General features: G+C 67.0%; 16 protein-coding genes and 1 tRNA gene. 9 read left to right on the top strand and 8 right to left on the bottom strand.

The window, feature by feature from the left end:
• Positions 1 to 122: 122 nt before the first annotated feature.
• Entirely contained in the window at positions 123 to 500 is a 378-nt protein-coding gene (locus ACLJQZ_RS47150) for a nitroreductase family deazaflavin-dependent oxidoreductase (protein ID WP_247059418.1), read from the bottom strand.
• 88 nt (positions 501 to 588) lie between these two features.
• Between ACLJQZ_RS47150 and ACLJQZ_RS47145 the strand changes: the two genes are divergently transcribed.
• The 3 genes from ACLJQZ_RS47145 to ACLJQZ_RS47135 all read left to right on the top strand — a co-directional run bounded on the left by ACLJQZ_RS47145 (position 589) and on the right by ACLJQZ_RS47135 (position 2,875).
• Positions 589 to 1,239 (top strand): hypothetical protein, encoded by a 651-nt coding sequence (locus tag ACLJQZ_RS47145; protein ID WP_410628121.1) that lies wholly within the window; start codon positions 589 to 591, stop codon positions 1,237 to 1,239.
• Between the two features lie 98 nt (positions 1,240 to 1,337).
• Positions 1,338 to 1,688, top strand: coding sequence for a YciI family protein (locus tag ACLJQZ_RS47140; RefSeq protein ID WP_247059414.1), 351 nt, complete (start codon positions 1,338 to 1,340; stop codon positions 1,686 to 1,688).
• A complete protein-coding gene (locus ACLJQZ_RS47135) occupies positions 1,685 to 2,875 on the top strand; it encodes an RNA polymerase sigma factor (protein ID WP_410628120.1) in 1,191 nt (396 codons plus the stop codon). Before ACLJQZ_RS47140 ends, ACLJQZ_RS47135 begins: the two co-directional genes overlap by 4 nt.
• A gap of 5 nt (positions 2,876 to 2,880) precedes the next feature.
• On the opposite strand, the gene ACLJQZ_RS47130 is transcribed toward ACLJQZ_RS47135, so the two are convergent.
• Positions 2,881 to 3,243, bottom strand: coding sequence for a helix-turn-helix domain-containing protein (locus ACLJQZ_RS47130; protein ID WP_410628119.1), 363 nt, complete (start codon positions 3,241 to 3,243; stop codon positions 2,881 to 2,883).
• Positions 3,244 to 3,475: 232 nt separating this feature from the next.
• On the opposite strand from ACLJQZ_RS47130, the gene ACLJQZ_RS47125 reads away from it, so the two are divergent.
• Positions 3,476 to 3,964 (top strand): hypothetical protein, encoded by a 489-nt coding sequence (locus tag ACLJQZ_RS47125; protein ID WP_410628117.1) that lies wholly within the window; start codon positions 3,476 to 3,478, stop codon positions 3,962 to 3,964.
• Here the strand turns inward: ACLJQZ_RS47125 and ACLJQZ_RS47120 are convergent.
• The 3 genes from ACLJQZ_RS47120 to ACLJQZ_RS47110 form a co-directional block, all read right to left on the bottom strand.
• Complete coding sequence (locus ACLJQZ_RS47120) at positions 3,961 to 5,457, bottom strand: SEFIR domain-containing protein (RefSeq protein WP_410628115.1); 1,497 nt, start codon at positions 5,455 to 5,457, stop codon at positions 3,961 to 3,963. The genes ACLJQZ_RS47125 and ACLJQZ_RS47120 overlap by 4 nt on opposite strands.
• Before the next feature lie 80 nt (positions 5,458 to 5,537).
• Positions 5,538 to 6,041 carry a hypothetical protein gene (locus tag ACLJQZ_RS47115; protein WP_410628114.1) on the bottom strand — a complete coding sequence of 168 codons (504 nt, stop codon included), beginning with the start codon at positions 6,039 to 6,041 and terminating at the stop codon, positions 5,538 to 5,540.
• Between the two features lie 118 nt (positions 6,042 to 6,159).
• A tRNA-Gly gene (locus tag ACLJQZ_RS47110) sits at positions 6,160 to 6,233 on the bottom strand.
• A 110-nt stretch (positions 6,234 to 6,343) separates the two neighbouring features.
• Between ACLJQZ_RS47110 and ACLJQZ_RS47105 the strand changes: the two genes are divergently transcribed.
• Both ACLJQZ_RS47105 and dcd read left to right on the top strand, forming a co-directional pair.
• The gene (locus tag ACLJQZ_RS47105) at positions 6,344 to 7,537 is read left to right on the top strand and encodes an oxygenase MpaB family protein (protein ID WP_410628112.1); all 1,194 of its coding nucleotides are present in this window, start codon (positions 6,344 to 6,346) and stop codon (positions 7,535 to 7,537) included.
• A gap of 23 nt (positions 7,538 to 7,560) precedes the next feature.
• A complete protein-coding gene (gene dcd / locus ACLJQZ_RS47100; RefSeq protein ID WP_410628111.1) occupies positions 7,561 to 8,142 on the top strand; it encodes a dCTP deaminase in 582 nt (193 codons plus the stop codon).
• On the opposite strand, the gene ACLJQZ_RS47095 is transcribed toward dcd, so the two are convergent.
• Complete coding sequence (locus ACLJQZ_RS47095) at positions 8,139 to 9,332, bottom strand: FAD-dependent oxidoreductase (protein ID WP_410628109.1); 1,194 nt, start codon at positions 9,330 to 9,332, stop codon at positions 8,139 to 8,141. The two genes, dcd and ACLJQZ_RS47095, sit on opposite strands and share 4 nt — an antisense overlap.
• A gap of 73 nt (positions 9,333 to 9,405) precedes the next feature.
• Here ACLJQZ_RS47095 and ACLJQZ_RS47090 point away from each other — a divergent pair, with 73 nt between their 5' ends.
• The 3 genes from ACLJQZ_RS47090 to ACLJQZ_RS47080 all read left to right on the top strand — a co-directional run bounded on the left by ACLJQZ_RS47090 (position 9,406) and on the right by ACLJQZ_RS47080 (position 16,627).
• A complete protein-coding gene (locus tag ACLJQZ_RS47090; RefSeq protein ID WP_410628107.1) occupies positions 9,406 to 9,876 on the top strand; it encodes a MarR family winged helix-turn-helix transcriptional regulator in 471 nt (156 codons plus the stop codon).
• A gap of 132 nt (positions 9,877 to 10,008) precedes the next feature.
• Positions 10,009 to 15,807: a hypothetical protein gene (locus tag ACLJQZ_RS47085; RefSeq protein WP_410628106.1), complete on the top strand. Its 5,799-nt coding sequence runs from the start codon at positions 10,009 to 10,011 to the stop codon at positions 15,805 to 15,807.
• Between the two features lie 127 nt (positions 15,808 to 15,934).
• On the top strand, positions 15,935 to 16,627 hold the full coding sequence (locus ACLJQZ_RS47080) for a CAP domain-containing protein (RefSeq protein ID WP_410628105.1): 693 nt from the start codon (positions 15,935 to 15,937) through the stop codon (positions 16,625 to 16,627).
• Position 16,628: 1 nt separating this feature from the next.
• On the opposite strand, the gene ACLJQZ_RS47075 is transcribed toward ACLJQZ_RS47080, so the two are convergent.
• Positions 16,629 to 17,633, bottom strand: coding sequence for a cation diffusion facilitator family transporter (locus ACLJQZ_RS47075; protein ID WP_410628103.1), 1,005 nt, complete (start codon positions 17,631 to 17,633; stop codon positions 16,629 to 16,631).
• A gap of 17 nt (positions 17,634 to 17,650) precedes the next feature.
• The gene (locus ACLJQZ_RS47070; protein WP_410628102.1) at positions 17,651 to 18,277 is read right to left on the bottom strand and encodes a DUF742 domain-containing protein; all 627 of its coding nucleotides are present in this window, start codon (positions 18,275 to 18,277) and stop codon (positions 17,651 to 17,653) included.
• Positions 18,278 to 18,297 lie beyond the last annotated feature (20 nt).

Below are 18,297 nucleotides of genomic sequence, written 5' to 3'. Positions count from 1 at the left end.
GACGTCCGCGAGTGGATCAAGGACTGGAACGAGGACCCCAAGCCGTTCGTGTGGAAGAAGACTGCCGAAGAGATCCTCGACTCGCTCGCCCGATATATCTCACGAATTTCCGGCGCAGGACACTAGTCCCGCTTGAGCAGCAGGAAGTCGTGGACGTTCAGCAGGCCGAGGAACTGCCGGACGGGCGTCGGCATGGCCTGGCGCGACTCATCATGCACGAGCCGGGCGCCGTGCACGTGGTGGTTTTTCCGCCGGGTGACGACCGTGCAGCCGCCCTCGGCCAGCACGTTCTTCACCCAGTCGGCGTCCGGCCCGTAGGTCAGCGCGACGACGTAGCCCTCCGCCGTGCCGAAGACGTTCACCGGCGTCCGGTACTCCCGGCCCGACTTCCGTCCCTTGTGGACGATCATGCCGAATCCGGGTGCCCAGTTGACGACGTACTTGTTGACGCGGTTGGTCGCGACGCGGTTGAACCGGGCGAGACCCTTGGGAAGCACCATGGCGGTCATAATATCAACGTGCGATGAATTAAGCGACCGGGTGACCCCGGCTCCCGGTCCACCGTCGCCCGGTGGTGGGATACGGGGCATGTCGACCGAATGGCCGCTGCGCCAGGACCCGGAAGCTCCGGTCATCATCGCCCTGGCGCTGGTGACCGACGCCGACGCGCTGGGCTTCGTCGTCCTGGACGACGAAGACGACTGGTTCATCAGCGACGGCACCGAACTGTCGGAAGACGTGCTGGTCAACCGCGAGAACTTCGGCAAGCTGTCGGTCCGCGAGGCCCTCGAGCTGCTCCCGCAGCTGGCCGCGCTGGCGGAGATGCCGACGGGCATGGCCGCCGACTGGGACCCCGACCACCGCGCGTGGCTGCTCTCGTCGGTGACCGGCTCCGACGACGAGGACGAGGACATCCGCCTGCTCGCCCAGCGCCGCGCGGCCTGGGAGTTCGAAGGCTCGCCGGACGACGAAGTCCAGATCAGCAGCGGCCTCACCGAGCTCCCGACCGGCTCGGAGCGCCCGGTCCGCGCGGTCCGCCAGGTCGTCCGCGAGCAGGACGGCACGTGGCTGTTCGTCGGCTTCGAGGTCCCGGAAGCGGAAGACTTCGAGGTCGAGGGCCTGGAGCTGGAGCACGTCGCGAAGCTGTACCCGGACGTCCGCACGGTGCTGAAGGCCGCACCGGGCCAGGTCTACGACCGCGCGACGCCGGACGCCGAGTGGGAGCTCGTCGAAGGCTGAGTGAAAGTCCGGCGCGGTTGTCCTGGAGACGTCCGCGCCGTTCGTCCTTACAGTGAGAGCCGGCGATCGGCGCCGGCCGACCTCTGTGAGGAGCTGTCATGCCCAAGTACGCCGCCATCATCTACGCCTCCGACGTCGACCCGACCCAGCCCGAGGCCGCCGGGATGATGCGGGACTACGACGAGTTCGGCGCGGCCGCGCAGGCCGTGATCCGCGGCGGCGCGGCCCTGTACCCGACCGCGACCGCGACGACCGTCCACGTCACCGGCGGCAAGGGCGGCGACATCGTCACCACCGACGGCCCGTACGCCGAGACGAAGGAAGCCCTCACCGGCTTCTACCTCATCGAGTGCGCCGACCTCGACGAAGCCGTCAAGGTCGCGGCGCAGATCCCGGGCGCCTGGGACGGCGCCATCGAAGTCCGGCCGGTCGTCGAATTCGGCAAGTGACCTTCGCCGGTGACGCGGTCGCGCGGCTGGTCCGGGACGAGGGCACCCGGGTACTGGCCACGCTGGTCCGCGTCACCGGCAGCGTCGACCGCGCCGAAGACGCCGTCCAGGACGCGGTGGTCGGCGCCCTCGAGACGTGGCCACGCGACGGCGTCCCCGCCAACCCCCGCGGCTGGCTGCTGGTCGCGGCCCGCAGGCGCGCGGTCGACGTCGTCCGCCGCGAAGCGAAGCGCCTCGGGAAGGAGGCGGACGCGATGCCCGCCGTCGACCCGTCCCCCGACCCGCTCTCGGTCCGCGACGACCTGCTGAGACTGGTCTTCACGTGCTGCCACCCGGCGTTGTCCCTGGATTCGCAGGTCGCCCTGGCCCTCCGGACACTGGGCGGTCTGTCGACGGCGGAGGTGGCCCGAGCCCTGCTGCTCCCCGAAGCGACGCTGGCGAAGCGCCTGACGCGCGCGAAGCAGAAGATCGCGCAGGCCCGGATCCCCTACCGCGTGCCGTCTTCCGAAGAACTGCCCGCACGCCTGACCGGCGTGGCATCGACGGTGTACCTGATCTTCAACGAGGGTTACACGGGCCAACTTTCGTTGACCGCCGAGGGCGTGCGCCTGGCGCGGTTGCTGGCTTCGCTGATGCCTGACGAGCCGACGGCGTTGGGGTTGCTGGCGTTGGTCCTGCTGCAGGATGCCCGACGCGCGGCCCGGTTCTCCGCGGGGATGCCGGTGCTGCTCGCCGAGCAGGACCGGTCGGTGTGGGACTTCGAGCTGATCAAGGAGGGCGTGGCGCTGGTGGGCGCCGGCCTGCGCCGCACGCCGTCGGTCCCGAACGTCTACGTGGTCCAAGCGGCGATCGCGGCTTGCCACGACCTGGCACCGTCGTATTCGGAGACGAACTGGGATGCGGTGATCTCCTGGTACGACGTGCTGTTGTCGGTCCATGACACACCGGTGGTCCGGCTCAACCGCGCTGCAGCGGTGGCGGAAAGGGACGGCCCCGCGGCGGGATTGGCGTTGGTGGACGCTTTGGCGGAGCTGGGCGATTACCCGTGGTGGCACGCTTCGCGGGCGGAGTTGTTGCACCGCTTGGGTTCTCCGTCGGCGTCCGACGCTTTGGAACGGGCGGTGGAAACCGGGTTGCCGGACGCCCACGCGGCTCATTTGCGAGCCCGAATAGTTCAGGTGCAGTGAAGCGGTCAACTTCTTGGTGAGGCTGGACCGATGAATTGCCGAATCGTGTCCAGCAGTGCCGAGTGAGCAACCATGAGATTCTCGACTACCGCTTGTAGTCGAGCGGTCTCGATGCGTAACATTTCCAGTTCTTCGTCGTCTGCTCTTGTCATGTCGTTCCGCTGAGGCGGTTCTGAAGATCGTTCCACTGCGTTCAGGGCAGTCAGAATTTGTGCCCGTTCAGCCAAGACGGCCTCCGAGGGAAAGATCAACAAGCCTTGCTCGCCCTGCCTACCGCGGAGCCTTCCACGTTTGCGTCTTACCGTGCTCTCGCTCCAGCCCAGCATGCGTGCCGCTTGATGCACCGTGTAGCCGTCCTGGCTGGTCAAAAGCACTCCTCACTGGGTTTCATTGCGTCGGCTTCGCGGGTAGGGGCAACATTGCCGACCCCCGCGAAAGTTGCCGTGGGCCACCCGGCGTGTCAACTGACGTTCAAACGAAGCTCATGTCACCATGGCTGGGAGATTCGTGAGGCAGATGGTCGTCAGATGGCACTCACGGTTGGCCAAGTGAGCGCAGGAGGATATTTTGTCGAGTGTCCAACCCGAGGGAGGTTCTGGCGTGACCAGCGATCGCCGACAGCGTGGAACCGTCGTCATCTGCGGATCAATGAAGTCGCTCGATCTCATGTCAAGAATTGCTTCAGTTATAGAAAAAGCTGGCGTTCAGGTTGTTACGCCGTCTCCGGACGAGTTTCATGGGGACGTAAGCGTGGAAGCAAAAAATAACCGGAAAAGAGAAGCTTCGCGGAAGCATATGAACTTGATCAAAAGTGACGACACGGCAGCGGTTTTGGTCGTAAACACTCATCGGCCGAATGCGGAAAATTATATCGGGCCGAATTCTTTTGCTGAGATCGGCGTCGCGTTTGCGGATGACCGAAAGGTTTTCCTCTTGCATGGAATGCCAGATGCTTACCTCGAGGAACTGAGTGCTTGGGGAGTGTATTGCCTCAACGGGGACGTCCAACCACTGTTGTCGGAAATATCTGCGCCACGAGAGATCGACTTTGACACTTGGCGGATGGTTCTTCAACCTGAATTGGTTTAGGGCGTTTTTTGTAGCGCTTTAACCAATGCTCTTGAGATGGATGTGTCCGCTCTCAGGTTAACCAACTCGATCGGTGAGGCCGTGAGCAACTCGTCGGCGACTCCGAGTTCGGTTAGCGCGCGAATGGTTGCGTTGAAGGGTAGATCAACGCCCGCCGAGGGCACGTGTGGACTGTGCAAGTAGCTGAGGTCTTTGACGACACCAACCTTAAGCTCGGTGACATAGCTGTTGGTGTAGTGCTGGTTGATGTATGAACCAGCGCGCCTGGCAATGATCTCCTGGACGCCTGAAATGTCCGAGGTTGCGAACAGGGCGTGAACGGCATACTCGGGTGTGAAGGCGCGCCCCGCTAGGGTTGCTGGCACCTCAGCCCAGCGAATCTCGAGGTCTGGCACGTGACTATGCGTTATCCCCTCGGTGAAGCGCCCGAGATTAGAGAGGCCGTGCCACCAAGCTGTCCGTATATCCGTGGTTGCTGATCTTTGGCGGGTGCGAAAGGGTGGCGTCTCGTCCTGGTGGTCGAGTGCGGCTCGGTATCTGAAGTAGCGTTGCCCGCCTTCTTCGTATTGAAGCATTTTCAATGTTGCGAAATCGACCAAGTTCGCCTCACTGCCGACCAGGATGACTTGGCCGAACTCAAACAGGGGTCGATATCTGTTAATGATTTGTGCGCAAAGATCGGACTCCAGGTAGCTGGCAGCCGGCAGGTACACGGTCTGTGCGGCCAAGACGGCGAGTTGAGTTGCTCGCCTTGCTTCGTTGCCGACTTGCTCCATGTTGCGGCCGGCTGATACCTCCTGGAGAAAGTGCGGGTCGAAGAAGTGTAAAAATAGTCCAGATAGTGGAGCTATTAGTCGAGAATCGTTAGTGGAGCTGGCTGGTGTTTGAGACACGCCTTCGCGAAACTCATCGGCAACTATATGGGCTGAACGCTGGAAAAGTGGGTTCGCGCCGAGGTTTACTTCTTGCTCCTCCTGCTGTCTGGTCATGATTCGCAGGAGTGCGGTTATTCCTTCTGTTGACAATATGTTAACGGTGTACGAAGTGGCTGTTCCCGGATTGAGCCAGGCTGGAAGGTCGTCGACCGAATGATCCGGCAAGATCACGGGCAAGAATTTTTTCAAGGCTGACTGACGGTCGCGGTACATCTCTTCGCGGATGAGCAAGGACTCCCAGTGAACGCTGCGGCCTTGGGTTGGCTCGGTGTTGCCCTCGGATTGGCTCTTGTACTCCGGCGAGGCGATGATCAGGGTGAAGTCCGCTTCTTGAATCTGTTGCTGGTGCCAAGCTGCCCAGTCTTGCCTTTGTTGTGCGGCGTGAAGGTCCAGCTCTGCGTCGATGCCGTTGTTTCGAAGGAGGTGCCAGAGGATTCGGACTGCTTCATTGTGGACTGCGTTGTCGTGTGCATATGAAATGAAGACGCGAGGCGATCTGTTCTCGCTGTTGTCCGAAATGTGGCGACGACTTCGATTCTCTGGTCCCTCATCGGCCATTGCACCACCTCGTCCCTGCTGGGATGATACCTTGCCCGACGGGCCAGCGCGATCATCGACGTGACATGGATCGGGCTGGATCAGATGCTCAGATATTCGCCGGAAAGCAGACGGTATTCCCACTCGTCATGAGTACTTTTTCCGCTTAGGTACGGCGACTGAATTTCTTTTCGTTCGACCAGGTCAACGAGCTGTGACGGAGTAACGATGTGGCCTGGCTTTATGCGCAGGGGTAGATCTGCTGGTGCCTCGCTGAAGTAGATGGGTTTTCCTGCCTGAATTATTCGCCCGATCTCGTAGCATGTTGTTCGGCCGACATAGCCGGAAGGCGTGACGGCGTAGACGAAATCTGCTCGGAGAATTCGATGCAGGGCGAGTGTCTGAATTTCAGCATCTGTTAGGTCTTTCTCGTCGGTCTGGAATCGCACGAACGGGATTCCCTGCTCGATGATCGGAGCCCCGAGTGGGCTGGTGACGGCTATTCTACCGTCGATGATCGTTTGGCGAGCATTAAGAATATCTTTGTAGAACTGACGAAAACTGCCGATTATGGCGGCGGTGGGTGTGGTGTCGGAAGGCGGCATCGATTCCCTCCTGTCGTAGGCGGCCTTCCATCATAGCTCCGGGCGGCGTCAAGATCAGGGAGGGTGAGCACGCAACAAGATGCCCTGACCGACTGTTGTCGGTCAGGGCATCTTCCGCTGGAGCGGATGACGGGAATCGAACCCGCGTATTCAGCTTGGGAAGCTGATGTTCTACCATTGAACTACATCCGCAGTGCGTGGCAAGCATACACGGCGTGGTGATCCTCCTGTCCAGACCCTCCCCTCCTTGACGTCGGCGCGTCAAGTGACAACACTTGTTGTCGACGTCGGAGGTGTGCCGGATGGATGATCCCGAGCTGTTCCGGGAGGGCGGGTTCCGGCTCGCGTCGCGGCTGTTCATCGACGGTGACATCCGGGGTGACGAGCGGCAGGTCGCCCGGCTTCGGGAGTTCGCCCAGGTCGAGGACCGGCTGGCCGATGACGTTGTCGCCTGGATGGCACAGCAGCCGAGAGGCCAGGGGCACCGGCTCTTCGAGGAAGCTCTCAAGGGCGACGCCGGGACCGAGGGGCCGCTGAAGGCCTTCTTCGCCGCCGTCGAAGCGAAGCCCTACTGGGTTGATGACGAGCGGCTCGAACGGGGCGCGAAGGCCATCACGCGGGCCGGGTTGCTCGGGCTCTTTCCGCTTGGCGACATGTCGCTCATGGGTGGCTACCTCGCCTCGCGCGCGACGAAGTCGCTGGTCGGCACCGGGGAGATCGAGTACAAGGCCACCCGGCGGCTCGTCGAGACCGCGGCCTGGTGGATCGACGTCACCACGCCCGGCGCCCTGAAGCACGGGGCCAAGGGGTACGCCTCCGCTCTCCGCATCCGGGTCGTGCACGCCCACGTGCGCGCCGCCATGCATCGGCGGGACGACTGGGACTACGCCGCCTGGGACAAGCCCGTCAACCAGGTGCAGACCGCCGGTACCCTGTTGCTCTTCTCGCTCGTCTACGTCTTCGGGACGCAGCTGCTCGGCCTCCGCTACTCCGCCCGCGAGCGCGGCGACATCCTGCACCTCTGGCGCTACATCGGCTGGCTGATGGGCGTCGACGACGAGCTGCTGCCCAGTGACGAAGAGGACGCGTGGCGGCTGCTCTGGCTGCTCGCCGCCACCGAGTTCATCCCCGACGACGACTCCAAGCGGCTCGCGAAGGCGCTGGTCGAGGCCAACGCCGCCGTCGGGGAAGGGCGCGGGGCCGTCGGGAAGGTGCTGTCGCACGTCTCCGTCGCCGTGCACTCCTCGATCAGCCGGCTCGTGCTCGGGAAGACCAACGCCGACTTCCTCGAGCTGCCGAACGACCCGGTCGCGCAGGCCGTGATCGTCACCGCGGCGGGCGTCAACTTCGCCGCCGAGACGGTGCGGCGGTTCATTCCCGGGGCCACCGCCCTGCAGGAACGGATCGGCGAGGCCGGGCGCCGCGGGTACGTGAGGCGGCTGGAGAAGATCTTCGGACCTGACACGACCTACGCGCAGCACATGCGTGCGGCCTAACCCAACCGGATAGGCTTCCGGGCGTGCTGCTCAGTGACCGTGACCTTTGCAAAGAGCTCGACGCCGGCCGGCTCGGCATCGACCCCTTCGATCCCGGCATGGTCCAGCCGTCCAGCGTCGACGTCCGGCTCGACCGGTTCTTCCGCGTCTTCAACAACAGCAAGTACACCCACATCGATCCCCAGCTGCAGCAGGACGAGCTGACTTCGCTCGTCGAGAAGGAGGGCGACGAGCCCTTCGTGCTGCACCCGGGCGAGTTCGTGCTCGGCTCGACGTTCGAGCTCGTCACCCTGGCCGACGACCTGGCCGGCCGCCTCGAAGGCAAGTCGTCGCTCGGGCGGCTCGGGCTGCTCACGCACTCGACGGCGGGCTTCATCGATCCCGGCTTCTCCGGGCACATCACGCTGGAGCTGTCGAACGTCGCGAACCTGCCGATCACGCTCTGGCCGGGCATGAAGATCGGCCAGCTGTGCATCTTCCGGCTTTCCAGCTCGGCCGAGCACCCGTACGGCTCCAGCGAGGCCGGCTCCCGCTACCAGGGCCAGCGCGGGCCGACGCCGAGCCGGGCGTACAAGAACTTCCACCGCGTCGACACCTGGCGCTAAGCCGCGACCTTCTCGTTCCAGTCGATGTGGTGGTTCCACATGAACGCGTTCGGGTCCTCGCCCTGCGGCTTCGCGAACGCGCGCTTGATGAAGAAGTCGCGGATCACGCGGCCGACCGGGCCGATCACCTTGTCGTCGCCGTTGCGCTTGCCGCGGGCGACCACCGCTTCGACGCGCTCGCGCCGCAGCCCCTCGTAGGTGGTCAGCGCCTGTGCGATGTCCGGCACGTCGCGCAGGCACTTCCCCAGCGTGACGGCGTCTTCGATGGCCATCGACGCGCCCTGGCCCGCCGCCGGTGACGTCGCGTGGGCCGCGTCGCCGATGATCACCATGCGGCCGCGGTGCCAGACCGGGACCGTCGGGAAGTCGAACGTCGGCCAGGCCGGGTAGACGTCGCGGGTCGCGCGGATGATCTCGGCGGCCGGCGTCCGGTCGCGGGACACCAGGTCCAGCAGCTCGGCGCGGAGTTTCTCGCCGGCGAGCGCGGCCAGTTCCGAGCCGGTCGGCTCGGTCTTGCGGGCCGGGTTCGCGAACCACCAGACGCGCCCGTCCGGGCTGACGACGTGGCAGAAGAACAGGCGCCGGCCGAAGACCATGTTCAGCACGCCCGGCTCGTCCGGCAGCGTCAGACCCTCGGCGAACCCGCCTGTGTTGAGCAGCGGCACGTACCGCGGTGACGGCGCGTCCGGGTCGATGATCGTCCGGACGCGGGAGCGCAGGCCGTCGGCGCCGATCAGCAGGTCGCCCTCGGCGTGCGAGCCGTCCGAGAATTCGGCCCTGACCTGCGCAGACGTCTGGTTCGCGCCGATCAGGCGGTTGCCGTACTCGGCGTGGATCCCGCGCCTCGCGGCCTCGTCGCGCAGGGCGACGTACAGGTCCGAGCGCAGCACCGTCTGGCTCACGGTGCCGTCCGGCAGGGTGCCGCCGAGCGGGAACTCGGCCAGCCGCGTGCCGTCGCCCAGGCCGATCGACATCCGCGGCGAGTCGAAGCCCGTGCTCTTGACGACGTCCTTCAGGCCGAGCGGCAGCAGCGCGTCCAGGCCGTTGACCGCCAGCGTCAGGAACGCCCCGACACCCTCGGCGCCGCGGTCGTAGGCCTCGAACAGCAGCGGCTCGTGGCCGGCTTCGTGCAGTGCGATGGCGGTGATCGTCCCCGCGATCCCGCCTCCGATGATCAGCGCCCGTGTCATGTACTTCGTCCCCTCGAAACTCTTAGAAACTAATTCGTTCTGTCGAACTAAAGAGTGGGCTACGCTGGTCGTCGTGTCAAGCGAGCGAGCGAAGCTGGTCGAAGAGGTCCTGCTCGGGGCGCGGGAACTCTCGACGGAGACGGTCATGTTCCACACCGCGATCGCCGAGACGCGCGGGCTGTCGCCGGTCGAGAGCAAGGTGCTGGACTACCTCGCCCGGCTCGGCCCGCAGATGCCGAAGGAGCTGGCGCGGCTGTCCGGGCTCGCGCCCGCGTCGGTGACGGCGCTGATCGACCGGCTCGAGCGCAAGGGGTTAGTCGCCCGCGAGTCGCACCCGGACGACCGGCGCAAGGTCCTCATCGCGCTCGACCCGGGCGCGATCGAGCGCAGCGTGCACCTCTGGGACCACCTGGTCGCCAAGGTCCTCGAGCTCTGCGAGCGCTATTCCGACGACGAGCTCCGCACGGTGATCGGGTTCGTCGCGGCCGCCGCGGCCATCACCCACGAGTCGACGACACGGCTCACGCATTCCCCGGGCGGGTGATCACCGGGGTCAAAAAGGGCGGGAAAGACAGGAGCGTGTCAGGCTCCGAAAGTCGCCTCGGCCCCCGGGAGTACCCGTATGTCGCTGTCCAGGAAGTCACTCCACCTCCTAGTGGTCCTGGCGCTGGTCCTGATGGCCTCGGCAATCGCTCCACTGGCGGAAGCGGCGGTCGTCAAGCCGTTCCAGCTGAACTACGACGAAGTCGTCTACGGCGATTTCCTCTACGCGGGCAACGGCGTGGTGCGGTGCCCGGTGAACGCGGACAACGCGCCGACGACCGGCAGCGGCAACACGCCCGCGACCTGCGCGAACACCGCCGATCGGCGGGACACGCTCGTCAACGACAACTTCTTCATGCAATGGGCCGACGTCGACGCCGACCGCGGCACGTTCGATTCCGCCAAGGCGATGGTCACCATTCCGCCGGGCGCGAAAATCCTCTTCGCGCGGCTCAACTGGGCGGGTAACACCGGCGCTTACACGACGTCGCCAGGTGTTTTGTCGCCGACGAAGATGTGCCAGTCGCGCAACAACAACACCGCCGCGATCGTGCCGCCCGGAACACCCGCGAAACAGGACGTCCGGCTCACCGTCGGCGCCGGGAAATCCGTCGACGTCCCGCCCGCGGTCTACACCGAGGACCCGCTCGACACCTTCAGCGGCGGCCAGTACTACTCGGCCTACGCCGACGTCACCAAGCAGTTCGCCGACGCGCCGACCGGGTCCGCGCTGGACCTGACCGTCGGCAACGTCTGGGCGCCGAAGGGCTTCAACTGCATGGGCGGCTGGTCGGTCGCCCTGGTCTACGCCTACCCGGAACGCAACGCCGACTACGCGCCGAACAAGCGCGAGGTGTTCATCTACGACGGGCACGTCCGGCAGAACAACACCGACAAGCCCACGACCACGACGATCACCGGGTTCCGCGCCGCCGCCGCGGACGCGCACGTCGGCGTCACCGCCTACGAGGGCGACTGGGGCATCTCGGGCGACCAGTTCCTGATCAACGACAAACCGGCCGCCGAGCCGTCGGCCGGCGGGACGTCGAACTTCTTCATCTCGAACGCCGACGGCGCCAGTGACCCCGCGGTGAAGAACAACTTCAGCGTGGACGCCAAGTCGTTCAACGTCGACACCATCCCGGCCGGCGCGACCAGCGCCAAGCTCGGATTCGCCACCACTGGTGACTCCTACCTGGCGCAGAACCTCGCCTTTTCGACGCCGGTGCCCGAGCTCCAGATCAGCAAGCGCGCGGAACCGGCCCAGGTGCACCCGGGCGAACCGGTCACGTTCACCATCGTCGTGACCAACCCGAGCGGCGCCCCGGCGTCCGGGGTGAAGGTCGCCGACGACGCGTTCCCGGCGTGCAGCAAGGACATCGGCTCGCTCAAGGGCGGGCAGACGGTCAGCTACACCTGCACCGCGACCGCACCGGACAAGGCCTTCACGAACACCGCGAAGGCCACCGGCACCAGCGCGCTCGGCGATCCGCTGGACGGCACGGCGACCACCTCGGTGAGCGTCATCCACCCGGCCATCGGCATCACGAAGATCGCCGACAAGCCCGCCTACCGCGCCGGCGACACCGTGACCTTCACGCTCAAGGTCACCAACACCGGCGATGCCAACCTCACCGCGCTGCAGGTCACCGACCCGAAGACACCGTCGTGCGCGCAACGGCTCGCGGGCGTGCTGAAGCCCGGCGAGACCCGCACCCTCACCTGCACGACGAAGGCACCGGTCGCCGACGGCGTCAACACCGCCACCGCCAGTGGCGTCGACGGGCTCGGCAAGCAGGTCACGGCCACCGCCGACGCGCCGGCGCCGACGATCGCCCCGGCCATCGACGTCACCAAGACGGCCGGCCCGACGGTGATCCACGCCGGTGAGGCCGTCACGTGGACGATCACCGTGAAGAACACCGGCGACAGCCCGCTCGCTCCGGTGAAGCTCACCGACGACACGACGACGTCGTGCTCGCGCACCATCGACAGCCTCGACGCGGGCGCGTCGCAGACCTACACCTGCACCGCGAACCCGTCGAAGACCACGACGAACACGGTCACCGCCACCGGCACCGACCGCTCCGGCCAGCCGGTGACCGACACCGCGTCGGCCACCGTCACGGTGATCAGCCCGGCGCTGACCATCACGAAGGACGCCTCACCGGCGACCGTCCGCACCGGCGACCAGATCACCTTCACGATCACCGTCACGAACTCCGGTGACGTGCCGCTGACCGACGTCGCCGTCACCGACGACCGGACCCCGGCGTGCGCCAAGACGTTCGGCACGCTGGCGCCGCAGGCGAAGCAGACCTACACCTGCACCACCCCGGCACCGGCCGACGACTTCACGAACACCGCGACCGCCACCGGCAAGGACCAGCTCGGCCGCGAGGTGAAGGTCACCGACGACGCCGTCGTCGACGTGATCCACCCGGCGATCGCGATCGTCAAGGACGCCGCGCCCGCGCAGGTCCGCGAGGGCGACACCGTGACCTGGACGGTCACCGTGACCAACACCGGCGACGTGCCGCTCACCGACGTCGCCGTGGCCGACGACCGGGTCGCCCCGTGCGCGAAGCCGCTCGGAACCCTGGCGCCGCAGGCGAAGCAGACCTACACCTGCACCACCGTCGCGGGCACGACCGGCTTCACGAACACCGCGAAGGCCACCGGCACCGACCCGGCGAAGCGGCCCGTGGACGCGTCCGACGACGCCTCGTTCACCGTGCAGCACCCGGCCGTCACGATCACCAAGGACGTCACCGGCGGGCCCTTCCGCCAGGGCGACACCGTGCCGTTCCGGATCACCGTCCGCAACACCGGTGACGTGCCGCTGACCGGCGTCCAGGTCACGGACGCGCTCGTCGCCGGCTGTGCGCAAGCCTTCGACGGCACGCTCGAACCCGGTGGCACGTGGGGCTTCGGCTGCACCGGCACCGCGCCGGCCGACGACTTCACGAACACCGCGCAGGTCACCGGCACACCTCCGGTCGGCCCCGCCGTGACCGCGTCCGACGACGCCGCCGTCGACGTGATCCATCCCGGCATCGCGATCACCAAGGACGCCGACCCGAAGGTGGTCCGCGCGGGCGACACCGTGACGTTCACGCTCACCGTGACGAACACCGGCGACAGCCCGCTGCGGGACGTCTTCGTGGCCGACCAGCTCGCCCCGGAGTGCGCTCAGCGTCTCGGCACGCTGGCGCCCCAGGCGAAGCAGACCTACACCTGCACGCTCGTGGCCGGCGAAGCGGACTTCACCAATACCGCCACCGCCAACGGAACCGACGGCACGAACCGCCCGGTGACGTCGACCGCCGAGGCCACGGTGGACGTGATCCACCCGGCGATCAGCATCACCAAGGACGCCGCGCCCGCCCAGGTCCGTGAGGGCGACACAGTGACGTTCACGATCGTCGTGAAGAACACGGGCGACGTGCCGCTGACCGAAGTGTCCGTTGTGGACAGCCGGACGCCGTCGTGCGCTCAGACCATCGGCTCCCTCCCTCCCGGTGCCGAACAGCACCACTCCTGCACCGTAACCGCGGGCACCGACAGTTTTACGAACACGGCGACCGCGACTGGCACGGATCCGACCGATCGCCAGGTCACGGCCACCGACGACGCGTCCTACACCGTGCTGCACCCGGGGCTGTCCATCACGAAGGACGTCAAGGGCGGCCCGTTCCGCGAGGGTGACGCGGTCACGTTCACGATCACCGTCGAGAACACCGGCGACGCCCCGCTCACCGCGGTGACGGTGACCGACGAGGTCGCGCCGGCGTGCGCCAAGACGTTCGAAACACTGGCGCCCAAGGAAAAGCAGACCTACGACTGCACGATGACCGCGCCGGCGGACGACGTCGTCAACCGGGCCGAGGTGACCGGGCAGCCGCCGACCGGGCCGCCGCTGGACGCCGACGACACGGCCAAGGTCGACGTCATCCACCCGGCCGTGAAGATCACGAAGGAAGCTTCGCCGACGACAGTGCGCGAAGGCGATGAAGTCACCTTCACCATCGTCGTGACGAACACCGGCGACGTCCCGCTGTCCACTGTGGCCGTCACCGACGACAAGACACCGGGTTGTGCCAAGACGTTCGACACCCTGGCGCTCGCCGGCGTCCAGACCTACACCTGCACGACCAAAGCCCCGTCGGACGACTTCACGAACACCGCCGGCGTCACCGGCACCGACCCGACCGGCCGCCCGGTGACCTCGACCGCCACCGCCGCGGTCGACGTCATCCACCCGCAGCTCGCGCTGATGAAGGACGTGACGCCGTACGAGGTCCGAGAAGGCGACACCGTCACCTTCTCCATCCTGGTGAAGAACACCGGTGACGTGCCGCTGACCGACGTGACGGTCGCCGACGACCGCACCCCGGCCTGCGCGCACACCGTCGCGACGCTGGCGCCCGACGCCGAAGAGACGTACACGTGTACCACGGTGGCGGGCCGCGACGGCTTCACCAACACGGCCACGGCCACCGGCCAGGACCCGACGAACCGGCCGGTGACGGCGACCGACAGCGCCACCTTCGTCGTCCAGCACCCGGGCCTGAGCATCACCAAGAACGTCCGCGGCGGCCCGTTCCGCGCCGGCGACCCGGTGCCGTTCGACATCGTGGTGACCAACACCGGGGACGTCGACCTGCACTCGGTGACCGTCGCCGACACGATCGCCCCCGAGTGCGTGCGCAGCATCGGCGCGCTGCCGGCCAAGGGCGTCGAGCGCTACGAGTGCACGATGACCGCGCCCGCCGACGACGTCACGAACGTCGCGAAGGTGACCGGAACGCCACCGACGGGCGACCTCGTGACCAGCGAGGCGCAGGCGGACGTCGACGTCATCCACCCGGCGGTGAAGATCGACAAGTCGGTCTCGCCCGCGCAGGTCCGCCCGGGCGACGAGGTCACTTACACGATCGTGGTGACCAACACCGGCGACGTGCCGCTGTCCACTGTGGCCGTCACCGACGACAAGACGCCGGGTTGTGCCTTCACCGTCGCGAAGCTGGACGTCGGGAGCAAGGAGACGCACCAGTGCTCGGCGACGGTCCGCGAGGACGTCACCAACGTCGCGTCGGTGACCGGCGACGACCCGACCGGGCGCCCCGTGACGGCGACCGATGACGCCACCGTCGACGTGATCGGCCCGGGCATCACCGTGACGAAAACCGGCCCGGCGAAACCGCTTCTCCCGGGGCAGGAGGCCGTGTTTACGGTCGTCGCGAAGAACACCGGCGACGTTACGCTGACCGGCGTAACGCTGAATGACCCGATCGCGCCGAAATGCTCGGTCGAGATCGGCACGCTCGCGCCGGGAGAATCGTCGAAACCGATCTCCTGTTCCGTGACGATGGGCAATGACGACGTCACGAATACGGTGACCGCGACCGGGCACGATCCGAACGGAAAACCCGTCACGGCGACCGACGACGCGCCGGCCAAGGTGGCGAAACCCGCGATCGACCTGCAGAAGAAGGCCGACCCGACGATCCGTCCAGGTGGGACGGTGACCTTCACGCTCGTTGTGCACAACACCGGGAACGTCGACCTGGTCGACGTCGACGTCACGGATCCGGCGTATCCCGCCTGCGCCCGGAAGTTCCCGCGGCTTCCCGTCGCCGGCCGGCAGGAATGGACGTGCACGACGACCGCGCCGGCCAGTGGTGATGTGAGCAACACCGCGACGGCCACCGGGACGCCCGACACGGAGCAGCCCGGGAAACCCGTGCGGGACAGCGCATCCACCACCGCCCGCGTCGTGACGACGCCGGTTCCCCCTGGTCAGGACCCGGAGCCGACGCCGCTGCCGAACACCGGTTACGACCCGGTTCCCGCGGGCCTGACGGCGTTGTCGCTGCTGGGGTGCGGTGTCCTGCTGCTACTGGGCGTCCGACGGTCGCGGCGGAGCTGACGGAAACCGTTCTCGAAATCGTGTGTTCGCCACAATGCGAAGAGTCACAGTTCGTTAGGAGGGTTCTCGCTGTAATCGTTCCGTGATACGTTCCTGCGCCGTGTCCCCCATTGGTGAACGTGCTCGCGTGGTGATGGTGTCACTCAGTGTGCTGCTCGGCGTCTTTTCCGCCGCGACCGGCACCTGGATGGCCACCGCCGAAGGAAACACCTCCGAGGCGGCCGCCGCGGCTCTGGTGCTCCCGAACGAGCCCGGCGGGTCCGGTGGTACCAGCGGCACGGACCTGAACGGCCACGCCCAGAACCACGGGGGACAGCAGCCGGCGCCGACGACTTCGGCCGCGGCGCCGACGACGTCCAGCGCGGCCCCGACGCCGACCGAGACGTCGACGCCCCCGCCGCCGTCCACCTCCGAGGCGCCGCCGACCACGAAGCCCGCGGCCCGCGTCGCGCCGTCGGTCGCCGGCCAGGTCCTCGACCTGGTCAACGTCGAGCGCGGGAAGGCGGGCTGTAAGCCGCTGGCCGAGGAATCGCACCTCACCAAGGCCGCGCAGGACTACAGCGACGACATGTCGGACCGGAACTTCTTCTCCCACACCAACCCCGAGGGCGTCACGTTCGACCAGCGCATCAAGACCGCCGGCTACTCGAAGCCGGGCGCGGAGAACATCGCCAAGGGGCAGACGTCGGCGGCGCAGGTCATGGACTCGTGGATGAACTCCGAGGGCCACCGCGCGAACATCCTGAACTGCTCGCTCACGAAGCTCGGCGTCGGCTTCACCAAGGCCGGCAACTACTGGGTCCAGGACTTCGGCTACTGAGCTAGGCCGGGTTGTTCCACCGCTCCGCGACTTCGCCGTAGCGGGCCAGGACGGTCGCGCGCAGGTCGGGATCCGTCCGCGGCACCGGCTCGATGAACACCTCGGTGACGTCGTTGAACGACTCCGTCAGCTCGGCGGCGATCCGGACGCAGGCGCGTTCGAGGTCCGCGGCGCCGAGGGAGTCGTCGAAGTCCACCCGGGTGCAGACGAGGACCTGGTCGGTGCCCATCAGCATGGTCTGCAGGTCCACGACGGCCTCGATCTCCGGCGCGGCCGAGAGGTGGTCACGGACGCCGCGGACGATCTCCGGGTTGGCCTGGCGGCCGATGAGCAGGCCGCGGTTGGTCCGCCCGAGCAGGTAGGCGACGCAGGCGAGCAGCACGCCGATGACGATCGACGCGATGCCGTCCCAGACCTCCGAGCCGGTGAGCTGGTGCAGCCCGATGCCGGCGAACGCGACCAGCAGGCCGACCAGCGCGGCCGAGTCCTCGAACAGCACGGTCTTCGGCGTCGGGTCGTCGATCAGGCGCAGGTAGGCCCAGAAGGACCGGTTCTCGGCCTTGGACTCCCGGCGGGTCTGGCGCACGGCCTGCACCCACGACGTGCCTTCGAGCAGGAACGCCACGGCCAGCACGATGTAGCTGAGGATCGACGTGCTCTGCGCTTCACCGTGCCCGAAGAGCGTCGAGACGCCTTCGTAGAGCGCGAACATCGAGCCCGACGCGAAGATCGACACCGCGGCGAGCAGCGACCAGAAGTAGCGCTCCTTGCCGTAGCCGAAGGGGTGCACGCGGTCGGCCGGGCGATCGGAACGTTTCAACGCGGTCAGCAGCAGGGCTTCGGTGAATGTGTCGGCCACCGAGTGCGCGGCCTCGGACAGCATCGCGCCCGAGCCGGTGATGATCCCCGCGACCAGTTTCATGATCGCGATCGCCAGGTTCACCCCACCGGCGAGCAGAACGGTCAGGGTGCTTTCGCCGCCGGAGTTGCCGGAATCCTCGCTCACCTTGGTGAGCGTAATGGTCAGAGCCGGCGCAGGCCGTGCAGCACGCGTTCCATGAGGGCGACCGCCGGCCGGCCGTCGACGCTCACGCGGGTGTCGTGAATGGTCACCAGGCCCTGGTCGGCCATGTCGTCGAGCAGCACCCGGGCGACGCCGAGCGGGACGCTGAGCCGGGCCGCGACCTCGGCGACCGAGAGCGGGTGGTGGCACAGCGTCCGCACCGACCGGAACTCGCCGGACAGCCGGGCGCCGTTCCAGTGCGCGCCGGCCCGCGTCGAGACGAGGGCCTCGATGGCGAGGTGGCGTCGCGACTTCGTGCGGCCGCGGGTGAGGACGTACGGGCGTACGAGCGTCCGCGAGCCGATGGCGTGGTCCTGGGGCGGGATGACGGGTTCGGCGAAGTCCTCGTCGAGCTCGACGTCGCGGGTGGGCGGCGGCACCGGGGCCGGCTCGCGCACCATCGGGGCGGCCTGGTCGGCGGCCGGCGCGGCCGGGAACCGGGCACCGACCCGGCCGACCGAGGAGGACGGTCCGGGCAGCGCGACGCGATCCTCGACGTCGTCCGGGAGCGTGTTGAGGGCGTGCCGCCCGGACGACGGGAACCGTGCGCCCAATCGTCCGGTGGTGGTCCGCCGGTCCTCGCCCATCCTTGCCGCCCCCTGATTTT

The sequence above is a fragment of the Amycolatopsis sp. cmx-8-4 genome, from assembly GCF_046548675.1.
Taxonomy (GTDB): Bacteria; Actinomycetota; Actinomycetes; order Mycobacteriales; family Pseudonocardiaceae; genus Amycolatopsis.
This window is presented reverse-complemented; position numbering and strand designations above follow the sequence as displayed.

What these genes read in the sequence shown, in the direction of transcription:
- ACLJQZ_RS47150 (WP_247059418.1), bottom strand. Translation starts at nt 500, where the DNA reads ATGGTGCTTCCCAAGGGTCTCGCCCGGTTCAACCGCGTCGCGACCAAC.
- ACLJQZ_RS47145 (WP_410628121.1), top strand. Translation starts at nt 589, where the DNA reads ATGTCGACCGAATGGCCGCTGCGCCAGGACCCGGAAGCTCCGGTCATC.
- ACLJQZ_RS47140 (WP_247059414.1), top strand. Translation starts at nt 1,338, where the DNA reads ATGCCCAAGTACGCCGCCATCATCTACGCCTCCGACGTCGACCCGACC.
- ACLJQZ_RS47120 (WP_410628115.1), bottom strand. Translation starts at nt 5,457, where the DNA reads ATGGCCGATGAGGGACCAGAGAATCGAAGTCGTCGCCACATTTCGGAC.
- ACLJQZ_RS47115 (WP_410628114.1), bottom strand. Translation starts at nt 6,041, where the DNA reads ATGCCGCCTTCCGACACCACACCCACCGCCGCCATAATCGGCAGTTTT.
- ACLJQZ_RS47105 (WP_410628112.1), top strand. Translation starts at nt 6,344, where the DNA reads ATGGATGATCCCGAGCTGTTCCGGGAGGGCGGGTTCCGGCTCGCGTCG.
- ACLJQZ_RS47095 (WP_410628109.1), bottom strand. Translation starts at nt 9,332, where the DNA reads ATGACACGGGCGCTGATCATCGGAGGCGGGATCGCGGGGACGATCACC.
- ACLJQZ_RS47085 (WP_410628106.1), top strand. Translation starts at nt 10,009, where the DNA reads ATGGCCTCGGCAATCGCTCCACTGGCGGAAGCGGCGGTCGTCAAGCCG.
- ACLJQZ_RS47070 (WP_410628102.1), bottom strand. Translation starts at nt 18,277, where the DNA reads ATGGGCGAGGACCGGCGGACCACCACCGGACGATTGGGCGCACGGTTC.